Below are 19,524 nucleotides of genomic sequence, written 5' to 3'. Positions count from 1 at the left end.
TGGAAACGGGGTCCGAGAGGGTGTTCGCGGCAATCTCATGGCGCGCGACCCGGTATGTGGAAAACATCCCAGCCTGTGGATAACTCTCCGTAGGCGGCAGCTGTTTATACCGCTTTATGGGGATATTTGGTGATTTATCACCTCCTGGGGACCGGCCTGCCCGCGGTATGGAGCTGTGGAAAACCTGTTCGGAGAACCGGCGGAACGGCGGGCCGCGGTCCGGTCCCGAAGCTCGCCCGTCTTCTCCTCGAGCAGCCCGGCGTACGCGCTGACCTCGGAGGTCACCTCGGCCAGCCCGACGGCCGCGCGGTGCAGCCTCTCGATCATTCGCTCCGTCGCGGGGGCGGCGGTGAGGCGTTCGACCCCGCGACGGCGCATTCGCCCGGCCGCCGAGCGGAAAAGGAGCCTGACCCGTCCCCCGCCCGAGGCGTCACGCCCGGATGATGTGGCCATCTTTCCAGGGTGCCACATTTTGAACAGGTTCAGGGTTAAGGAGGGCGCACATCCCGTGAGCGATGGAGTGAAGGAGGAGGTGGGGCGCCGTAATGATGGAGGTAAATGCTGGGACGATTGGTGCAGGAGTTAATTACCGTCCTTATCACCCAGATAAGTGTCCCGTCATCTAGCGAAACCGCCACTTTCTTCTGAAGCGGCGTTGACAGACGTGTTCCTATCAAACGAGCATGGGTTCTGGTTTTTGTCCGGCAGCCCGTCGGTATGGTGCGCATAATGGCGTAAATTCGACCAGTAGTCCCCATATTTATGATCACTCTGGGAGTCCCCCTACCCATGAGGACCAGTGAGAAGCCAACGGGCCGTGTCCCGGTGAACGCCGAGCGCCAGTCGTCGGCGGGCACCCTGTCCGGGCCGGCGTCGCGCAAGCTTCCCGTGCCCCCACGCGAGCGCAAACCAGCCCTCGCCGCCCTCGCCGTCCTCCTCATCCTGGGCGGCGCCCTCGCCACCACCCTGCTCGTCCTGCGCAGCGGCGACCGCGTCTCGGCGATCGCCGTCTCCCAGCAGATCGGCGCCGGCCAGCAGTTCACCGAGGCGATGCTCAAGGAGGTCCAGATCGCCGACACCGGCATCGGCTACGTGGCCTGGTCCCAGCGCGCCCGCGTCGCGGAGAACTTCGCCCGCGTCACCCTCATCCCCGGAACGCTCCTGACCCGCGAGATGGTGGTCTCCGCCAGCAGGGAGCTGGGCCCCGGCAAGGCCCAGGTCGGTCTCGCCCTCAAACCCGGCCAGTCACCGGGCACCCTGGAGCGCGGAGACCGGGTCCAGGTCGTCTACGTGCCGAGCAGGGGCGGCGGCGCCGGCCAGGAGCGGCGGGTGCTGGCGCAGAGCGCCCTGGTCCACCAGGTCGGCACGCCCGGCAGGAGCGGTGCGAACGGCCTGGTCACCATCATCGTGGACAGTTCCATCTCACCGGAGGTCGTCGCGTACGCCTCCACCGGTGAGATCGCGCTCGCCGAGTTGCCGGGAGCACGCTGACGTGGCGCTCATCGTGCTGGCCGCGGACAAGGGCGCGCCCGGAGTGACCACGGCGGCCACCGCGCTCGGCGCGATCTGGCCGCGCCCGGTGCTGCTCGCCGAGTGCGACCCGGCGGGCGGAGATCTCGCCTACCGCCTGCCCGCGGCCGACGGCGGCGTGCTCAACCCGGCCAGGGGCCTGCTCACCCTGGGGGCCACGGCCCGGCGCGGCCTGCACCCGGAACAGATCCACGAGCACACCCAGAAGATCATCGGTGGTCTGGACGTACTGGCGGGGCTGACCCACGGCGAACAGGCGGCCGGGCTGACCTGGCTCTGGGGTCCGCTCGGCCGGGCACTGGCCACGATGCCCGGCGCCGACGTGCTGGCCGACTGCGGACGCCTCGGCGGTCACCCCCAGCTGGCCGAGCTGACCGCGGAGGCCTCGCTGGTGGTGCTGTTCACCAGGGCGAGCCTGGACCACGTCGCCCACCTGCGGGAACGCCTGCAGATCATGCCTCGCGAGCCGCAGGTGGGCGTGGTCGTGATCGCCGATCCCCGGCAGTACCGCACGACGATCGAGGAGGTCCGCCGGATCGTCGTGGGCACCGGCAGGAACCTCGCCTTCGTGAGCGGGCTCGCGCACGACCCCAAGGGCGCGGAGCTGCTGCGCGGCCAGTGGGGCGGGCGCCTGGACCGCTCCCTGCTGATCCGCACCGCCCGGGAGCTGGGCGGCCGCCTCGCCGCACAGGTCAGCGCTCCCGAGCCGGTCATGGGCGTGCCCGTCGAGCCGTCGAGCGGAGCCAGGCCGTGACCATCGACCACACGCTGGTGAAGCGCTTCCGGCAGGACGTCGGAGACAGGCTGGCCCACCAGCGCCGCCTGGACCAGGCCAGTGGCCTGCAGCCGATGACCGGTGAGGACGAACGCCAGTTCGCCCGCGCGCTGATCGCCCAGATCCTGGAGGAGTTCGCCCGCGGCGAGATCGGTGTCGGCAGGACCCCGCCCACCGCCGAGGAGGAGGAGGCGCTGGCCGCGGGGATCCACGCGGCCCTGTTCGGCGTCGGCCGCCTCCAACCCCTGCTGGACGACCCCGAGGTCGAGAACATCGACATCAACGGCTGCGATCGGGTGTTCGTCGGCTACGCCGACGGCCAGGAGATCATGCGTGAGCCCGTGGCCGAGTCCGACGAGGAACTGGTCGAGCTGGTCCAGATCCTCGCCGCCTACAGCGGCCTGTCCAGCAGGCCGTTCGACACCGCCAACCCCCAGCTCGACCTGCGCCTTCCCGACGGCTCCCGGCTCTCGGCCGTGATGGACGTGACGGTCCGCCCGTCCATCTCCATCCGCCGCTCCCGGCTGGGCAAGGTCTTCCTCAGCGACCTGGTGGGAAACGGCAGCCTGACCCCGGAGCTGGGGCGGTTTCTGGCGGCGGCGGTGGCGGCCAGGAAGAACATCATGATTTCCGGTTCGACCAACGCCGGGAAAACGACACTGCTGCGCGCCCTGGCCAATGAGATTCCGCCCTCCGAGCGGCTCATCACCGTCGAGCGCGCCCTCGAACTCGGCCTCGACCAATTCCCGGAACTCCATCCCAACGTGGTCGCCTTCGAGCAGCGGCTGCCCAATTCCGAGGGCCAGGGCGAGATCACCATGGCGGAACTGGTCCGCCGCTCCCTGCGCATGAACCCGTCCAGGGTGATCGTCGGAGAGGTCCTCGGCGACGAGATCGTCACCATGCTCAACGCGATGACCCAGGGCAACGACGGCTCGCTGTCGACGATTCACGCCAACTCCTCGATGGAGGTCTTCAACCGCATCGCGACCTACGCGCTCCAGGCCACGGAGCGCCTGCCGATCGAGGCCACCCACATGCTCATCGCGGGCGCGATCGACTTCGTGGTGTTCATCGAGAAGCGCAACGACTACGCGGTGGGAGGCAGGCTGCGGCGCTTCGTGTCGAGCGTGCGCGAGGTGGCCGGAGTGGACGGCAGGGTGCTCTCCTCGGAGGTGTTCGCCATGACGCCCGACGGCCGGGTCGCGCCACACGCGCCGCTGTCGTGCCTGGAGGAGCTCGCCCACTTCGGCTACGACCCGGGAGGCTGGACATGACCTCCCTGCCTCCGGGCCTGTTCGACCCGCTGGTGCTGCTGGCCGGCATCGCGATCGGCGCGGGGCTGTTCCTGCTCGTCGTCGCGCTGTACGGGGTGCGCCCCCGTCCGTCGTCCCCCGGCAGGCAGGCGGGCAGGCGCGAGTTCGTCCGCGCGCTGTCCACCCGTACCGCGGTGGGGGTCATCGTCGGGGTGGTCGTGCTCGTGGTGACCGGGTGGCCGGTCATGGCGGTCGGAGCCGTGCTCCTCGCCCTGGCCTGGCGGGGCCTGTCCGGCGGAGCCGCCGAGGAGCGGACCGCGATGCGCAGGCTGGAGGCCCTGGCCGCCTGGACCGAGTCGCTCCGCGACACCATCGCCGGGGCGGCCGGGCTGGAGCAGGCGATCCCGTCCTCGATCCGGGCGGCGGCCCCCACGCTCCGCCCGCACCTGCGGTCGATGGTCGACCGCCTGCACACCAGGATGGCGCTGCCCGACGCGCTCAGGCGCTTCGCCGACGAGCTCGACGACCCCTCCGCCGACCTGGTCGTGGCCGCCCTCATCCTCAACTCCAAGCTGCGCGGCCCCGGCCTGCGTGACGTGCTCGGCGCGCTGGCCGTCTCCGCCCGCGAGGAGCTCGACATGCGCCGCCGGGTCGAGGCCGAGCGCCGCTCCACCCGGCGGAGCGTGCAGATCGTGGTCGGCACGGCCATCGCCTTCGCCGTCATGCTCGTGGTGTTCAACCCCTCCTACGTCGAGGAGTACGACAACGCGCTCGGCCAGGCCGTGCTCGTGGTGGTCGCCGGGCTGTTCGGCGCGGGGTTCGCCTGGATGCGCCGCCTGGCCCGCTTCGACAAACCCGCCCGCCTGCTGGGCCTGCCCTCCGGGGGTGAGGTGTCCGATGACTGAGGCGCTGCTGGCGGGCTCCGTGCTCGGGATGGGCCTGTTCCTGCTGTTCCGGGCGCTGTTCCCGGCCCGCCCAGGGCTGGTGACGCGGCTGCTGGCGCTCGACGCGGCCCGCGAGGGCACCGACGCGCCTCGCGCCCGGCTCATCCTGCCCGACGAGGAGGTCAGCGTCTTCCGGCGCGGCCTGGGGGAGCGGATGGCCCGCTTCTACGCGGCCAGGGGCTGGGAGGCGCGCTCCGCCAGGGCCGACCTGGCGCTGCTCGGCAGGTCGTTCGAGGGCTTCCTGGCCACCAAGGTGCTGCTGGCGGTCTCCGGGCTGCTGGCCTTCCCGCTGCTGGTCGGCTGGCTGGTGCTGATGGACTGGGGCGTCTCCCTCACCGTCCCGCTCTGGGCGGCACTCGTGGTCGCCGGGGTCTTCTTCGTCCTGCCGGACCTGCAGGTCAAGCGGGACGCCGCGCGGATGCGCCGCGACTTCCGGCACGTCGTCGGCTCCTTCCTGGACCTCGTCGCGATGAACCTGGCGGGCGGGCGCGGGGTGCCCGAGGCGCTGATGATGGCGGTCTCGGTGGGCAGTCCCGGCCCTGACGAGGAAGGCGCCAACTGGGCGATGTCCCGTATCCGCGAGGCGCTCGGCAACGCCAGGATCGTCGGCATCACCCCCTGGCAGGCCCTCGGCCAGCTCGGTGACGAGATCAACGTCGACGAGCTGCGCGACCTGTCCGCGGCGCTCGGCCTGGTCGCCGACGACGGCGCCAAGGTCCGCTCGTCCCTCACCGCCCGTGCCGCGACCATGCGCCGCCGCGAGCTGGCCGAGATCGAGGGGCAGGCGGGCGAGCGCTCCCAGTCGATGCTCGTCGCCCAGCTCCTGCTCTGCGCGGGTTTCGTGATCTTTCTAAGTTTTCCGGCCGCTATGAAGATGTTGGGGTCCTGACCATGCTGAGCCATCCGTGGATCACTTACGCGACCGCCGTTCTGAGCGTCCGGATCACCAGGGCGCGCAACGCCCCCACCCGGGGGGCCTCCGCCGTCGAATGGGTCATCATCACGGCCATCATCGCCGGGGTGGCGCTCGGCCTCGCCACGCTCATCAAGACCCTCGTCGAGGGGAAGCAGGCGGAGATCTCCAGTCAGTTCGGCGGCGGGGGCGGCGGGGGCGGGGGCGGCGACCTTGGAGACCCGTGACCGTGAGCGGGGCCGCTCCGGGAACGGGGGGGCCAAGCCCGGCCGGGACGGCAGCCGGAGTGGTGAACGCGGCGCCACCGTGATCGAGTTGGCGATCATCATGCCGGTGGTGCTGGTCGTCATCCTGCTCATCGTGCAGTCCGCCCTCTGGTTCCACGGGCGCCAGATCGCCGACGCCGCGGCCAGGGAGGGGGCGCGGCTGGCCCGGGTCGACACCGAGTCCTGGCAGCAGGACGCCGAGTCCCGCGCCCAGGAGGTGATCCGGACCGTCGGCCCGAAGCTCCTGGAGGGCGCCACGGTCACCGTCTGGGCGGAGGGCGACCAGCGGGGTGTCGAGGTGACCGCCTCGGCGGTCCAGGTCGTCCCGCTGCTGCCCTCCACCACGTTCACGGTCACCGCGCGCTTCGGCGGTCCCATCGAGTGTTTCCGGCCCGACGACGGAAGTGAAGGATGCGAGTGAGCCGGCTGATTCCCGTGGCCGGGGACGATCGAGGGTCGCTCAGCGCCGAGACGGTGCTGCTGGCCCCGGTCTTCCTGCTCTTCCTGCTGTTCCTGGTCGGCGCGGGAAGGGTGGTGGAGGCCCAGGGCGAGGTCAACGGCGCCGCCAGGGACGCCGCCAGGGCCGCCTCCGTCGAGCGCACGCTGGCCGACGCCGAGGACGCCGCGGCCGAGGTGGCCCGCGCCGCGCTGTCGGGCGAGTGCGAGCCCGAGGTCAGCCTGGCCGGTACCGAATGGAAGGAGGGCGGCCGGGTCCACGCCCAGGTGACCTGCTCCCTGGATCTGGAGTTCCTCGGCTTCGGCGCTGCCAAGGAGATGAAGGGCGACTCGGTGGTCCCGCTGGAGCAGTTTCGGAGAGTCGGGTGAATCTCGTGAACCCACCCTCGCGGCACCGGGGCCTCCCCCGTCCAACGACGGTGTGCCGGACGTCCGGGCAGTCGCCCGCTCCGTGTCGCCTCGCACCCCTGCCCGTGGCATGCCGGACGTCCGGGCGTCCGGCGGGTTCGGGCGCCGGGAGAGGACGCCACGGCGAGCGAGGGTCGATGTCGATCTTCACGGTGATCTTCTCGGTGGTGGTGTTCCTGCTGGCCGGGCTGCTCGTGGACGGCGGGGCCGCCATCAACGCCCGGCTGCGGGCCGCCGACATCGCCGAGCAGGCCGCCAGGGCCGCCGCGGACCAGATCGACGTCGAGCACCTGCGCGCCACCGGCCAGGCCCGGCTGCTGGGAGAGGGGGAGGTCTGCGCGAAGGCCGAGGAGATCGTCTCGGCGCACGGCGCCGGCGACGTCCAGCTCACCCAGTGCGCGCTCGGCGGCGCCCAGGCCGAGGTCACCGTGAACGTCTCCGTCACCTGGAAGGCGTTCTTCCTGGCCGCGTTCGGTTTCCCCGGCTCGGACATGGAGGCCCTGGCCGCGGCGGGGCCGGATATCGGGGCAGACCAATTGCCGTGAATCGCTGGCCCACCGGTTGACCGACGACGAATCTGGACGGGGAGGGAGACGAATGCCCACGCGACAGCCCGTGCGTATCAAGGACAGGCGCACACCGGGAGACCTGCTGGCGGGCCTCGGCGCGCTGGCCGTCCTGGTCGCGCTCATCGCGGGGGTCCCTTACGCCCTGTTCCGGCTGGCCGGGCCGCCGCTCCCGCCGGAGCTGCGCGACCTCGACCTGCTGACCAGCCAGGTGGGCACGAGCACGATCGTCGCGATCCTCGTGCTGCTGGTCTGGCTCGCCTGGCTGCAGATGGTGGTCTGCGTACTGGTCGAGATCTACGCCGGAGTGCGCCGGGTCGGGATGCCGGCCCGGGTGCCGTTCTCCGGGGGCACCCAGATGTTCGCCAACCGGCTGGTCTCGGCGGCCATGCTGCTGTTCACCGTCTCGGCGGTGGCCCTGCCGATCGCGAAGCTGACCAGCCTGCCGCCCGCGACCTCCGCCATCGTCTCGACCGGGCTGTCGGCGGCGTCGGCCCCGGCCGGCGCCGAGCGGGTGGAGCTGGCGCCGGTGCAGAAGGCCAAGAAGGTCTACGTGGTGCAGCCGCCGCACGGCCGCCACCACGAGAGCCTGTGGGAGATCGCGGAGAAGTGCCTCGGTGACGGGCGGCGGTATCCGGAGATCTACCGGCTCAACCAGCACAGGGAGCAGCCGGACGGCAGTCGCCTGCGGATGGCCGACCTGATCAGGCCGGGCTGGGTGCTGGACATGCCGGACGACGCGCGCAACGTGCACATCGTCCCGGCGTCCCAGCCGCGCGACGACACCCTCAAGGAGCATCCCGGCAAGCCCGCCGAGCTGGACGGCCGTACCCAGACCTTCACCCCGGGCGGTGCGGACCTCCCGGCGGAGCCCGCACCCGAGATCTCCACTCCCGGCGAGGGCGCGGGCCAGGCACGGGAGACCGGCCGGGGACAGAACGGGCGCCACGATGCGGCCGGGCACCGTCCCGACACCGCCGCCGAGCGCGGTGCCTCGCACGACCCGCGCCAGGTGCCCGTCCCCAAGGCGACCGCCGAGCGCGGTCCGGACACGGCGGCCACCGGCGCGCCCGCCACCACCGCGCCCGGGCGGCAGGATCCCGGCGCGGCGGACCCGGGAGCGGCGGTGGCGGGGCCCGCGGAGAACGGGCAGCACACCGGGCTGGAGATGCTCGACTACCTGGCCGGGGCCTCGCTGGCCGCGGCCGGGCTGCTGGTGGCGCTCGGCCGCAGGCGCAGGCGGCAGCTCTGGCACCGGGCGTTCGGGCGCCGGATCACCCGGCCGAGGGACGACGCCGCCCAGGCCGAGCTGGCGCTCAGGCTCGGCGCGGACGCCCCGGGCAGCCGGATGCTCGACGTCGGGCTCCGGCTGCTGGGCAGGTCCCTCGCCGCCCAGAACCGCGTCCCGCCCACGGTCTACGCGGCCCACCTGTCACCGCAGACCCTCGACCTGTGGATCCATCCGCCGGACCCCGACGCGCCCGCGCCCTGGAGTGCCCACGACGGAGGCCAGGTCTGGCGGCTTCCCGCGCACGAGGGCCGGATGCTCGACGAGCAGGCACTCGCCGACGCGCCCGCGCCGTACCCGGGGCTGGTCTCGCTCGGTTCCAGCGGTGAGGGCCGGGTGCTCGTCGACCTGGAGGCCGCCCACGGTCCGATCAGCATCGGGGGCGCGCAGGCCACCGCCGCTCTGGCGGCGCTCGCCGTGGAGCTGGCGACCAACCGCTGGTCGGACCGGATGCGCGTCACGCTGGTCGGCTTCGGCGAGGAGCTGACCGTGATCGCCTCCGAGCGGATCAGGTACGTGGGCAGCCTGGCGGAGATCCTGCCCGAACTGGAGGCGTCGGGCAAAGACGGCGGTAACCGAGGCGAGGTGCTCACCGGCAGGATCCACGGACGCGCCGCCGACCCGGCCTGCACCCCGCACTACCTGCTGTCCGCGATCGCCCCCACCGAGGAGGAAGGCCGCCGCCTGGCGCTGCTCGCCAGGAAGGGCGTCAGGACCGCCGCCGGGTACGTCATCGCGGGTGACGTGCCGCACGCCACCTGGAACTGGACGATCACCGAGGAGGGCCGCGCCAGGGTGGACGCGCTCGGGTTCGACGTGGCCGCGCAGCTGCTGCCACGGCGGCAGTACCGGGCACTGATCGATCTGTTCCTGGCGACCGAACGGCTGGAGGGCGAGCCGCTGGCCGATGAGCCGGAACCGGTCACCCAGACACCCTCGGTCGAGGTGCGGATCCTCGGCCCCGCCGAGGTCGTCGGTCCCTCGCCGATGGAGGAGGGGCGAGCCGTGATCGCGGTCGAGCTCGTCGTCTACCTGGCGACGCACCCCGGCGGCGTCCACCCCGTCGTGCTCGGCGGCATCCTCTGGCCACGTGGCGTGCAGGCGGTCGTCAGGGACGCCACGATCGCCAGGGTCGTCGCGTGGCTGGGCACCGACAGCCAGGGGCGGCCCAACCTCTACGCCGACACCTCGGGGCGCCTGCGGCTCGGCCCGGAGGTGCGCACCGACTGGATGCTCTTCCGCGACCTCGTCCGGCAGTCGCACGCCAACCCCGGCGGGCGTCCCGAGCTCCTCGATCGGGCACTGGGCCTGGTACGGGGTCCGCTGCTGAACGGCCGCCCGCGTGGCCGCTACGCCTGGCTGGCAGCCGACGACCTGGAGTACAACGTGACCGCGGGGGTCGCGGACGCCGCGCACCGGCTCTGCGAGGTACGGCTGGCCCGCGGTGAGACCGACCAGGCGGTGGCGGCGGTGCGGGCCGGGCTGCTGCTGGCCGCCGACGACGAGGGGCTCTGGCGCGACCTGCTGCGGGCCACGCATCTCACCGACGACCCCGTCCGCCTGCGTGCCGTGGCCGACGCCCTGCACCGGCGGGCCGCCTCCCACCCCTACGGCGGCGGGATGGCACCGGAGACCGAGGCCCTCATCGACGAGCTGCTGCCCTCGTGGCGGATGCGCTCGGCCCCGACGGCATGACGGGCCCGGTGGGCCCGGTCCGCGCGCCGGGGGTCACGCGGGGTCGCGGCGCGGCGGATGCCCTGCCGGAGACCCACCACGGGAGCGGCGGCGCGGTGGGCCGCCGGATGCGGGGCGAGGGCGGCAGGGGAGCCATGCCGAATCGTGCATATCGGTGGTTCCGGCGGGCGGACGCTCCTAGCGTGATCGGTGTGCGTGTGGTGATCGCGCTGGTCATGCTCCTGTCGACGGCCTGTACCCCGTCGGAGGCTCAGCCGTTCACTCCCGTCGATCTTTCGGACACCTCTCCCGTCGAGACCTCCTCGCGAGGTCCCGCGCGGCCCTCCCCGCAGGACTCGGCGCGGTCGGCCGCGCCGCGAGAGGAGACGGTCGGGGTCGCGCCGGGAGTGCGGGTGGTGGTCGAGTGGCCCGCCGCGCCCGACGCCGACACGACCGCGATGATCGAGGTTCTCCGCGACTACTTCGCCGGAGCCTTCAGGGCGGTCGTGAGCAAGGGCCGTGACACCGGCTACCTCGACGTGGTCGAGTACGACGCGGTCGACGACGCGTCCTCCTGGGTGGGGGCGTTTCTCGACGAGCGCAGGTCGGTGCGGGGGACCGCCCGGCTGTACGCCCTGAACGTCAGCGCGGTCAGCGGCTCGGGCGACGACCGGGGGGCGCAGCTGGACGTCTGCGTCGACGAGTCGAAGATGCGCCTCCTCGACTCCTCCACCGGCAAGCCCGTCGCCAGGCAGCCCGACTGGACCAGGAAGCCCTTCCTCCAGTCCGCCGCGATGGGGCGGGCCGCCGACGGGGGCTGGCGTATCAGGCTCTTCCGCCACGCGAAGCTCCCCGACGAGCGCGCGAAGGGCTGCCTCAGATGACTCTCTCCCCGCGGCCGGGACCCGGTCCCCACACCGGAGGTGTTCGATGATCGGAAAAGTGATCCTCGCGGGGTTGCTGCTGTTCTCCCCCGCTGTGCCGTCCGACCCTCCCGGCACCGGGGGAGCGACCGGTGAGGGCTTCCAGCACGGCAACAGGGCCGGGGTCACCCTCAAGGACTCCCGGATCGTCGTCACGGGCACCGGGCTCAGCGGGAAGAGCGACGGATATCGGATCAAGCGCCCCTGCTGGTACGAGCCCCGGGGCAACGCCGCCGACATGCTGGACTCGCAGCGAGACGCCCTTCCCGACGCCCTCCCCGGGCAGGAGTGGGAGAGGCGGAAGGAGGCGCTGAAGCCGTTCGAGGCCCGGATCGGCCAGGAGGGCACCTGGTGGCAGCGCGCCTACAACTCCGCCGATCCGAACGGGCTGGCGTGCGTGGCCGCGCTGGGCGAGCCCTACGTGTTCGCGCCCCCGAACACCACGCCGCCCGCCGGGATCACCATCGCCGAACTCGTCGAGATCGCCCGCGCCGCGCTGACCGTGCCCGAGCCGAAGATCGAGCTCAACCCGGACGCCAAGAGCTACGTCAACCTGCCGACCTGGGTCTGGCTGAGCGGCATCGGCGAGACCACCAGGTCCGTGACGGCGACGCTGCCCGGGGTGATGAGCGCCACCGTGACCGCCACCCTTGAGGACATCCGGATCGACGCGGGCACCACCGCCGACCGGGCGGAGGTCAAGGAGGAGTGCGGCCCCGGAGGCAAGCCGTACGCGAAGGGCGCCGCGTTCACCTGCGGCGTGCGCTACCTGCGGGCCTCGGTCGACCAGCCGCGTGACGCCTACGTGCTGACGGTCACCTCGGTCTGGCCCATCGAGATCGAGGACGACGTGGTGCCCTTCGCCTACGACCCGGTCGAGGTCGGGGTCACCCGCGACGTCCCGGTGGGCGAGGTGCAGAGCACCGTCAGGAAGACCGGCTGAGACGGTCACCCGCACCATCCGGGCCGACCTCGACGCCAACGTGCGGTGACCACCGATGTTCACCTGGTTCGACGGCAGGAGGCCGCCGGAGACGGCCCCGGCTCGGATCCCCGGGAGGCCGGCGAGGACTCCCGGCCGGCGCCTGGCCGGCCGGACCCCGCTCGCACTACTCGCCGGTGATCGCCTTCTCGTGGGTGAGCAGCCACCGCTTGACCGGCGTGCCGTAGTAGTAGCCGCCGAACCCGCCGGTGGACGGCAGGATGCGGTGGCAGGGAACGAACGGCGCGATCAGGTTCTGCGCGCACGCGCCCCCGGCCGCCCTGGCCGCCGTCCTCGGCAGGCCCGCCCGCTCGGCGAGCTCGGCGTAGCTGATCGTGACGCCCGGCGGGACCTCACGCAGGGCGGTGAGCAGCCGCTGCCGCTTGGGGGTGCCCGGCTGTTCCAGCGCCACGGAGTCGAGGGCCTTCAAGTCGCCGTCCAGGTAGTCGCGTACGGCACGCGCCGGGTGGCCCAGGTCGGCGGTCAGGACCAGGCCCTCCGACCGGAGGCCGGGGGAGAGCCGCGCGAACATCTCGTCCGGGGCGTCGGTGAAGCCCGCCGCGACCAGGACGCCCTCGCGGGCGAGCAGCGCCAGCGGACCGGTCGGGGTGGTGAGTACCTGTGCTTCTATCATTCGGAACTCCAAAGATGCAGTGCGGCGTACGCCCGCCATGGACGCCACCGCTCGATGTGGTCTTCCGGGATGCCCAGGCAGGCCATGGCCCGCCGCAGGCCGAGGTCTCCGCCAGGCCAGGCGTCCGGGTCGCGCAGCGCCCGCAACGCGATGTAACCCGAGGTCCACGGCCCGATCCCGGGGACCTCGAGCAGCCCGGCCACCGCCTGGGCGGGCTGCTGTGCCCCGTCCAGGTCGATCTCGCCGTCCGCCACCCGGGCGGCGAGCGCCTTCAGCGTGGCCACCCGCCGCCCGGTCAGGCCCAGCCCGCCCAGATCGGCCTCGTGGAGCTCGGCCGCGGTCGGGAACAGGTGGGTCAACCCCTCGTCGCGGCCCGTCCCGGGCTGCGGGCGCCCGGCTCGGGCGGTGACGCGCCCGAGGATGGTGCGGGCACCCGCGACGGAGATCTGCTGGCCGATCACGGCGCGGACGGCCACCTCGAAGCCGTCCCAGGCGCCGGGCACCCGCAGCCCGGGACGGGCGGCGACGAGCGGTTCCAGCGAGGTCTCGCCAAGGGCGGCGGAGATGGCCTCGGGGTCCGCGTCGAGGTCGAGGAGGCGGCGGCAGCGGGCGACGATCCTGGCCAGGTGGCTGGTGTCGTCGACGCTCACGTCCAGCCGGACGTGGTCCACCTCGGGGGTCAGGGTGACCGTGCCACCAGGGACGGCGCGGCGGTAGGAGGTGCCGTCCGCGTGCTCCAGACCGGGGATCGCCCGCGCGGCCAGGAACCGCATCAGGGCCGTGGCGTCGTACGGCTCCCTGCGGTGTAGCCGCAGGGTCAGCGCGTCGCCCGAGACGTCGGTGCTGCGTCGCGTGGTCGCCCGCAGCTCGCCCGGGGTGAACCCGTAGGTGTCCTTCATGGTCGCGTTGAACTGCCGGACGCTGCCGAAACCCGACGCGAACGCCACGTCGACGATCGGCAGCCCGGTCTCGGTCAGCAGTTGCTTGGCCAGCAGCAGGCGCTTGGTCCTGGCCACGGCCAGCGGCCCCACGCCGATCTCCGTGGTGAACAGCCGGTGCAGGTGCCGCCCGGTGATGTGCAACCGCGCGGCCAGCCGGGCCATCCCGCCGTCGTCCGCCACCCCCTCGTCGATCAGCCGGAGCGCCCTGCCGACCAGGTCGCCCCGGTGGTCCCAGCCGGGATCGCCGGGGCTCAGCTCGGGCCGGCACCGCTTGCACGGCCGGAACCCGGCGGCCTCGGCGGCGGCCGCGTGGTGGTAGAACCGCACGTTGCGGCTGGCAGGGGTGCGTGCCGGGCAGATCGGCCGGCAGTAGATACGGGTGGAGGTGACCGCCGTGTAGAAGCGCCCGTCGAACCGGGCGTCCCTCGCGGCCACCGCGCGGTAACAGGCGTCGAAGTCGAGCTCTCTCACGGACATGCTGATGACGCTACTCGCAGCCCACCCCGTACGGCTGGCGGGAATCGGACATGGTCGTGGCGGTCGTCGCGGGGAGGGCGGTGATCCGCTGAGGCGTGCCTCGCGGGCGCGTCACTTGGAGGAGACGCCGACCCCGATCTCGAACTCCCGGTAGACGCGGGCCCAGAATCCGTCGCGTAGCCAGACGCGTGCCTCGGGGTAGGGACGGAGGGAGTGCCCCAGCTCCTTCTCCGCCTCGATGAGCAGCTCGGTGTCGATGACCGTGGGCAGGATCGGCCCCGGGAGCAGGTCGCGGATGTTGTCGCGGCCGCGGGTGAGGATCCACTTCTGGGCCACGTGCTCACCGACCTCCTCGACGCGCGGGCGGCTCGGGCCCAGCTTGGTGACCTGGCCCGCGGGGGCCTTGGGCTTGGCGGTGGCGGTGGCGGCGGCGGTGCGCCCGGCGAAGACCTGGGCGGGGGAGGGGGCGCTCGGGGCGGCCGGCACCGGGACCGGCGCGGGGGCCCGGCTGAAGAAGGAGCGCAGGAAGTCGGCACTGATGATCTCGACGGTGTCGGACTCCCAGACCAGGCGCTCGGCCTGGTTGGTGCCGTACGGCGGCTCCACCCCCCACAGGTGGATCCGCACCCCGTAGGCCTGGGCGGCCTCGACGGCGGGGACCATGTCCTCGTCCCCGGCCAGCAGTATGGTGTCGCTCACCGCGTGGTGCCTGGCCAGCGCCTCCAGGTCGCTCCTGATCTGCGCGTCCACGCCCTTCTGCTGGCCCCTCGCGTTGAGGTTACCCAGGCGGACCTTGACCCAGGGGAGCTGCGCGATGACCCGCTGGTCGACGGTCGGCACCCGGTCGCGGGCGGCGTCGTACCAGTAGATCCTCAGCAGCTCGCCGTGGATTCGCTCCTCCGCGTGCTTCTGCAACGCCTGGATCAGTTCGTCCGCCGCGACCCGGTACTCCTTGCGCTCCTTGGCGCTCAGAAGCACCTCCCCCGCCGCGGCGTACAGGTACCCGACGTCGACCAGGACGGCGTACTTCGCGGCGATGGGGTGTGACGTGAGGTCCAGGATGGTCATGTCGTCCTCCAGGCCTCGTAACTAGCTGATCGGCTGACTATATGCGCCCATTTCTTAGATGGTCCCAACTCTCGTGCAAGTTGACACCCCGTTCTGAGGATCTATCTCGGCAGTGCGCTCGATCTCCACGCACCTTGTCCGGTAGGAAGATGTTTTCGCATGCCATGTGAGTGATTGCTCCAGGATTTTGGCGTCTGCAGGGCTTTCGGGCCCGAAGTCGCGGCCGCGGTGTGCGCAGAGATGGCGATCACCACCGCGGCGATCTCCTCGGGGGTCGCATCCCCTTTAATGATCTTCAGGTGTCTCACAGCGGGATGTTCCCATGCTTCTTCGGCGGCAGGGTCGCGCGCTTGTTGCGCAGGGTCCTGAGCGCCTTGACGATCTGGACTCGGGTGTCGGAGGGGCGGATCACCGCGTCCACATACCCACGTTCGGCCGCGAGATACGGGTTGGCGAGCGTGTCCTCGTATTCAGCGATGAACCGGGCCCGCTGGGCGTCCGGATCGGCGGCCGAGGCGAGCTCGCGCCGGTAGAGGACGTTGACCGCGCCCTGCGCTCCCATCACCGCGATCTGCGCGGTCGGCCAGGCCAGGTTGATGTCGGCGCCCAGGTGCTTGGAACCCATGACGTCGTAGGCTCCACCGTACGCCTTGCGGGTGATGACCGTGACCAGCGGCACCGTCGCCTCGGCGTAGGCGTAGAGCAACTTGGCGCCGCGGCGGATGATCCCGTTCCATTCCTGGTCGGTGCCGGGAAGGAATCCGGGGACATCGACAAATGTCAGTACCGGAATGTTAAAGGCATCGCATGTACGTACGAATCTCGCGGCCTTCTCCGAGGCCGCGATGTCCAGCGTGCCCGCGAAACTCATCGGCTGGTTGGCGACGATCCCCACGGAGCGCCCTTCGACCCGGCCGAAACCCACCAGGATGTTCGGCGCGAACTGCGCGTGCACCTCAAGGAATTCGCCGTCGTCCAGGACGTGTTCGAGAACCGTGTGCATGTCGTAGGGCTGGTTCGCCGAGTCGGGGACCAGCGTGTCGAGCTCCCGATCGGAGTCGGTGGTCTCCAGCACCACCTCGGCGTCGAACACCGGGGTCTCGTCCATGTTGTTGGACGGCAGGTAGGAGAGCAGCGCCCTGGCGAACTCCAGGCAGTCGGCCTCGTCGGAGGCCTCGTAGTGGGCGACACCCGAGCGGGAGTTGTGCGTGTGCGCGCCGCCGAGCTCCTCGAACGTCACCTCCTCGCCGGTGACCGTCTTGATCACGTCGGGGCCGGTGATGAACATGTGCGACTTCTCCGACACCATCAGCACGAAGTCGGTGAGGGCCGGCGAGTAGACGGCGCCGCCCGCGCACGGGCCCATGATCAGCGAGATCTGCGGGATCACTCCCGAGGAGTGCACGTTCCGCTTGAAGATCTCGGCGTACAGGCCCAGCGAGACGACGCCCTCCTGGATGCGCGCCCCGCCGGAGTCGTTGATGCCGATCACCGGGCAGCCGGTCTTCAGCGCGTGGTCCATGACCTTGACGATCTTCTCTCCGAAGACCTCGCCCAGAGAACCGCCGAAGACCGTGAAGTCCTGGGAGAACACCGCCACGGGGCGGCCGTCGACGGTGCCGTGTCCGGTCACGACCCCGTCGCCGTACGGACGCTCGCGCTCCATGCCGAAGCTGGTGGACCGGTGCCTGGCGAGTTCGTCGAACTCCACGAAGCTGCCCTCGTCCAGAAAGGCGAGGACCCGCTCCCTGGCGGTCATCTTGCCCTTCGCATGCTGTTTCTCGATGGCGCGCGCGGAACCCGCGTGGGCGGCCTCGTCCAGACGGCGTTCCAGATCGGCCAGTTTCCCGGCCGTCGTACGGATATCGGGTTCGGCGGCCGTGGTCTCGGCGCTCAAGGGCTCGCTCATGCCAGCAGGGTAAACCGCTCTCTGACAGTGCGAACTATCGGGGGCGACCGTTCGTTTTCCGGATGAGTCGGCTGATCGCCGGAGCCGTGATCCTGGAAGGGGGGAACATGCCGGACGCCATCGAGGCGGTGCGAACGCAGGGGTTGTTCAAGAGATTCGGGCAGCAGGTGGCCGTGGGAGGTGTCGACCTCGTGGTGCCCGCCGGCAGTTTCGCCGGGCTGGTCGGTCCCAACGGGGCGGGAAAGACCACCACGCTCAGCATGGTCACCGGCCTGCTGCGTCCCGACGGGGGCTCGATCCACATCGGTGGTGTCGACGTCTGGCGCGACCAGGTCGCGGTCAAGAGCCGCATCGGCGTGCTCCCCGAGGGGCTGCGCCTGTTCGAGCGGCTCTCCGGCAGGGAGTTGCTGTCCTACAACGGCCAGCTCCGAGGCATCCCCAGGGCCGAGGTGGAGCAGCGGGCGGAGGGGCTGCTGAAGGTCATGGGCCTGACCGAGTCGGCGGACAAACTCGTCGTCGACTACTCGACGGGCATGCGCAAGAAGATCGGCCTGGCCGCCGCGCTGCTGCACAACCCCGGTGTGCTCTTTCTCGACGAGCCGTTCGAGGGCGTCGACCCGGTCAGCGCCAACACGCTCGTCGAGGTGCTCAGGCGCTACACCGACTCCGGCTCGACCGTCGTCTTCTCCAGCCACGTCATGGAGCTCGTCGAGCGCCTGTGCGACTGGGTCTCGGTGATGGACGGCGGGCGGATCGTCGCCCAGGGGCCGCTGGACGAGGTCAGGGCGGGCCGCAGCCTCAACGAGGCGTTCCTGGGGCTGGTCGGCGCCCGGGGTGACGGCACGAGCGGGCAGGAGGGCCTGTCATGGCTGGGCGCGACCCCGGCATGAGCGCGCCGGACCGGCAGCGGGCGGTGCCCGGGACCGTGCGGGTGGGGCCCTCGGTGTTCGTACGGCTCAAGCTCCGGCTCGTCGCCGGCAATCTGCGCGGCAGCGTCCAGCACCTGCTGGGGTTCGTCTTCACGATGATCGCCGCGATCGTCTTCGCCGCCCTGGGCTTTTTCGCCATGACCACGCTGCGTCTCGCGTCCGCCGAGGTCGCAGGCGACGTCGTCACCGTGCTGTTCGCCGCCTTCCTGGTGGGCTGGGCGGTCGTGCCGCTGCTCGCGTTCGGGCTGGACGACACGCTCGACCCGTCGCGGCTGGCGCTCTTTCCGCTGCGGACCGGTCAGCTCGCCACCGGCATGTTCGCCGCCTCGATCACCGGCGTCTGGCCGGTCGCCACGCTGGTCGTCATGATCGGGGCCGTGGCCGGGCTGGCCACGGGGGCCGGCGGGGTGCTCCTGGGCACTGTGGCGGTGCTGCTCCACTTCGCGCTCTGCATCGTCCTCTCCCGGCTGGTCACCACGGCGCTCTCCGGCGTGCTGCGCACCCGCAGGGGCCGTGACGTGCTGGCCGTCTCAGTGATCTTCGTCGTGCTGGTGGCACAGCTGCCCAACCTGCTGCTCAACGGCGGTCTGTCGGCCGACCCGGGGGCGATGCTGCGCGGTACCGCCTCGGTGCTGCGCTGGACCCCGTCAGGTATGGCGGCGCACGCCGTCGCCGACGGAGGAGCGGCGGCCCTTCTGGCGATCGTCGTGCTCGCCGCCCTGGTCGCCGGGGTGGGGTGGCTGTGGATCGCGGCACTGCGCCGCGCCCTGGTCTCCCCTGACGCCTCCACCCAGAGCTCCTCGGTGCGCAACTCCCGGGGCCTGCTGGCCAGGGTCCTGCCCGACGGCCCGCTCGCCGCGGTCGTGGGCAAGGAGTTCAGGTACGCCCGCCGTGATCCGCGGGGCAGGGTCGGCTGGTTCGCCGCCGTCGCGGTCGCGGGCGTCATGGCCTTCTCGCTGAACGGGCAGGGCGGTCCGGCCGGGGTCGCCCTGGCGGTCGCTCCCGCCTGCATCGGCGCGGGGCTGATCAGCATGCAGTGGTGCAACGCCTTCGGCATCGACGGCCGCTCGCTGTGGATGAACGCCGTCGCCTACGGCACCGATCGCGACTGGCGCACCGACATCGCGGGGCGGCACCTGGCCGTGGCGACGATCGGGGTTCCGGTGCTGCTGGTGCTCTCCCTGGTCGCGGCCCTGCTGGCCGGAGACGTCGGCTGGGCGGTCCCAGCCACCCTGACCGCCTGGGGCGTCCTCGGGGTCGGGCTCGGGGTGGGCGCGCTGACCAGCGTGCATATGCCCTACAGCGTGCCGGAACGCCTGAACGCCTTCACGGGTGCGGCTCCGGGGCAGGGCGGCATCGCCTTCGCGGCCTCGCTCGGCGCGTTGATCGGCACCGGCCTGCTCGTGCTGCCGATCGTGCTGCCGGTGCTGTTCGGCCTCACCTGGGTCGCCGCGCTGGCGGTGCCGTACGGACTGCTGCTCTCCGCCGGCGGCCGGAGAATCGCGGGTAAAGCCGCTTTCGCCAGGTATCCAGCGCTGCTGCAGGCGATCTCCAAGGCCGTCTGAGTGGTCTAGTCCAATGGGTG

Annotated in this window: 20 protein-coding genes; 14 read left to right on the top strand and 6 right to left on the bottom strand. The window is 71.6% G+C overall.

Annotation, left to right across the window (positions count from 1 at the left end; all coding sequences use genetic code 11):
• Positions 1–114: 114 nt before the first annotated feature.
• Positions 115–453: a hypothetical protein gene (locus ABT130_RS00825; protein ID WP_350951723.1), complete on the bottom strand. Its 339-nt coding sequence runs from the start codon at positions 451–453 to the stop codon at positions 115–117.
• Positions 454–789: 336 nt separating this feature from the next.
• On the opposite strand from ABT130_RS00825, the gene ABT130_RS00820 reads away from it, so the two are divergent.
• The 12 genes from ABT130_RS00820 to ABT130_RS00765 all read left to right on the top strand — a co-directional run bounded on the left by ABT130_RS00820 (position 790) and on the right by ABT130_RS00765 (position 11,942).
• On the top strand, positions 790–1,491 hold the full coding sequence (locus ABT130_RS00820) for a CpaB family protein (protein ID WP_350951721.1): 702 nt from the start codon (positions 790–792) through the stop codon (positions 1,489–1,491).
• A gap of 1 nt (position 1,492) precedes the next feature.
• Positions 1,493–2,284 (top strand): hypothetical protein, encoded by a 792-nt coding sequence (locus tag ABT130_RS00815; RefSeq protein ID WP_350951719.1) that lies wholly within the window; start codon positions 1,493–1,495, stop codon positions 2,282–2,284.
• The gene (locus ABT130_RS00810; RefSeq protein ID WP_350911823.1) at positions 2,281–3,582 is read left to right on the top strand and encodes a TadA family conjugal transfer-associated ATPase; all 1,302 of its coding nucleotides are present in this window, start codon (positions 2,281–2,283) and stop codon (positions 3,580–3,582) included. The genes ABT130_RS00815 and ABT130_RS00810 overlap by 4 nt, the downstream gene beginning before the upstream one ends.
• Positions 3,579–4,466, top strand: a complete 888-nt coding sequence (locus tag ABT130_RS00805; RefSeq protein WP_350951717.1) for a type II secretion system F family protein — start codon at positions 3,579–3,581, stop codon at positions 4,464–4,466. Before ABT130_RS00810 ends, ABT130_RS00805 begins: the two co-directional genes overlap by 4 nt.
• Positions 4,459–5,394, top strand: a complete 936-nt coding sequence (locus tag ABT130_RS00800; protein ID WP_350911827.1) for a type II secretion system F family protein — start codon at positions 4,459–4,461, stop codon at positions 5,392–5,394. Before ABT130_RS00805 ends, ABT130_RS00800 begins: the two co-directional genes overlap by 8 nt.
• Positions 5,395–5,396: 2 nt before the next feature.
• A complete protein-coding gene (locus tag ABT130_RS00795) occupies positions 5,397–5,645 on the top strand; it encodes a hypothetical protein (protein WP_350911829.1) in 249 nt (82 codons plus the stop codon).
• Entirely contained in the window at positions 5,632–6,105 is a 474-nt protein-coding gene (locus tag ABT130_RS00790; RefSeq protein ID WP_350951715.1) for a TadE/TadG family type IV pilus assembly protein, read from the top strand. Before ABT130_RS00795 ends, ABT130_RS00790 begins: the two co-directional genes overlap by 14 nt.
• Positions 6,102–6,509, top strand: a complete 408-nt coding sequence (locus ABT130_RS00785) for a TadE/TadG family type IV pilus assembly protein (RefSeq protein ID WP_350951713.1) — start codon at positions 6,102–6,104, stop codon at positions 6,507–6,509. The genes ABT130_RS00790 and ABT130_RS00785 overlap by 4 nt, the downstream gene beginning before the upstream one ends.
• Before the next feature lie 176 nt (positions 6,510–6,685).
• Positions 6,686–7,093, top strand: coding sequence for a pilus assembly protein TadG-related protein (locus ABT130_RS00780; RefSeq protein WP_350951711.1), 408 nt, complete (start codon positions 6,686–6,688; stop codon positions 7,091–7,093).
• A 52-nt stretch (positions 7,094–7,145) separates the two neighbouring features.
• Positions 7,146–10,097, top strand: coding sequence for a hypothetical protein (locus ABT130_RS00775; RefSeq protein ID WP_350951709.1), 2,952 nt, complete (start codon positions 7,146–7,148; stop codon positions 10,095–10,097).
• Between the two features lie 182 nt (positions 10,098–10,279).
• On the top strand, positions 10,280–10,960 hold the full coding sequence (locus ABT130_RS00770; protein WP_350951707.1) for a hypothetical protein: 681 nt from the start codon (positions 10,280–10,282) through the stop codon (positions 10,958–10,960).
• Between the two features lie 46 nt (positions 10,961–11,006).
• Positions 11,007–11,942, top strand: coding sequence for a hypothetical protein (locus tag ABT130_RS00765; protein WP_350951705.1), 936 nt, complete (start codon positions 11,007–11,009; stop codon positions 11,940–11,942).
• Between the two features lie 166 nt (positions 11,943–12,108).
• Here ABT130_RS00765 and ABT130_RS00760 read toward each other — a convergent pair whose 3' ends face one another.
• From ABT130_RS00760 to ABT130_RS00740, 5 genes are all read right to left on the bottom strand, one after another.
• Complete coding sequence (locus ABT130_RS00760; RefSeq protein WP_350951703.1) at positions 12,109–12,615, bottom strand: methylated-DNA--[protein]-cysteine S-methyltransferase; 507 nt, start codon at positions 12,613–12,615, stop codon at positions 12,109–12,111.
• Complete coding sequence (locus ABT130_RS00755; RefSeq protein WP_350951701.1) at positions 12,612–14,033, bottom strand: AlkA N-terminal domain-containing protein; 1,422 nt, start codon at positions 14,031–14,033, stop codon at positions 12,612–12,614. The genes ABT130_RS00760 and ABT130_RS00755 overlap by 4 nt, the downstream gene beginning before the upstream one ends.
• Before the next feature lie 111 nt (positions 14,034–14,144).
• Positions 14,145–15,101 carry an NYN domain-containing protein gene (locus ABT130_RS00750; protein ID WP_350911846.1) on the bottom strand — a complete coding sequence of 319 codons (957 nt, stop codon included), beginning with the start codon at positions 15,099–15,101 and terminating at the stop codon, positions 14,145–14,147.
• 101 nt (positions 15,102–15,202) lie between these two features.
• Entirely contained in the window at positions 15,203–15,409 is a 207-nt protein-coding gene (locus ABT130_RS00745; protein ID WP_350911848.1) for an acyl-CoA carboxylase subunit epsilon, read from the bottom strand.
• The gene (locus ABT130_RS00740) at positions 15,406–17,010 is read right to left on the bottom strand and encodes an acyl-CoA carboxylase subunit beta (RefSeq protein ID WP_350911850.1); all 1,605 of its coding nucleotides are present in this window, start codon (positions 17,008–17,010) and stop codon (positions 15,406–15,408) included. Before ABT130_RS00740 ends, ABT130_RS00745 begins: the two co-directional genes overlap by 4 nt.
• A gap of 107 nt (positions 17,011–17,117) precedes the next feature.
• Here ABT130_RS00740 and ABT130_RS00735 point away from each other — a divergent pair, with 107 nt between their 5' ends.
• Both ABT130_RS00735 and ABT130_RS00730 read left to right on the top strand, forming a co-directional pair.
• Positions 17,118–17,900 (top strand): ABC transporter ATP-binding protein, encoded by a 783-nt coding sequence (locus tag ABT130_RS00735; protein WP_350911970.1) that lies wholly within the window; start codon positions 17,118–17,120, stop codon positions 17,898–17,900.
• A complete protein-coding gene (locus ABT130_RS00730) occupies positions 17,876–19,504 on the top strand; it encodes a hypothetical protein (RefSeq protein WP_350951699.1) in 1,629 nt (542 codons plus the stop codon). The genes ABT130_RS00735 and ABT130_RS00730 overlap by 25 nt, the downstream gene beginning before the upstream one ends.
• Positions 19,505–19,524 lie beyond the last annotated feature (20 nt).

This window comes from Streptosporangium sp. NPDC001681, assembly GCF_040298085.1.
In the GTDB taxonomy this organism is placed as follows: Bacteria; Actinomycetota; Actinomycetes; order Streptosporangiales; family Streptosporangiaceae; genus Streptosporangium.
Note: the sequence above shows the minus strand (reverse complement) of the source record. Positions and strands in the feature narration are given on the sequence as shown.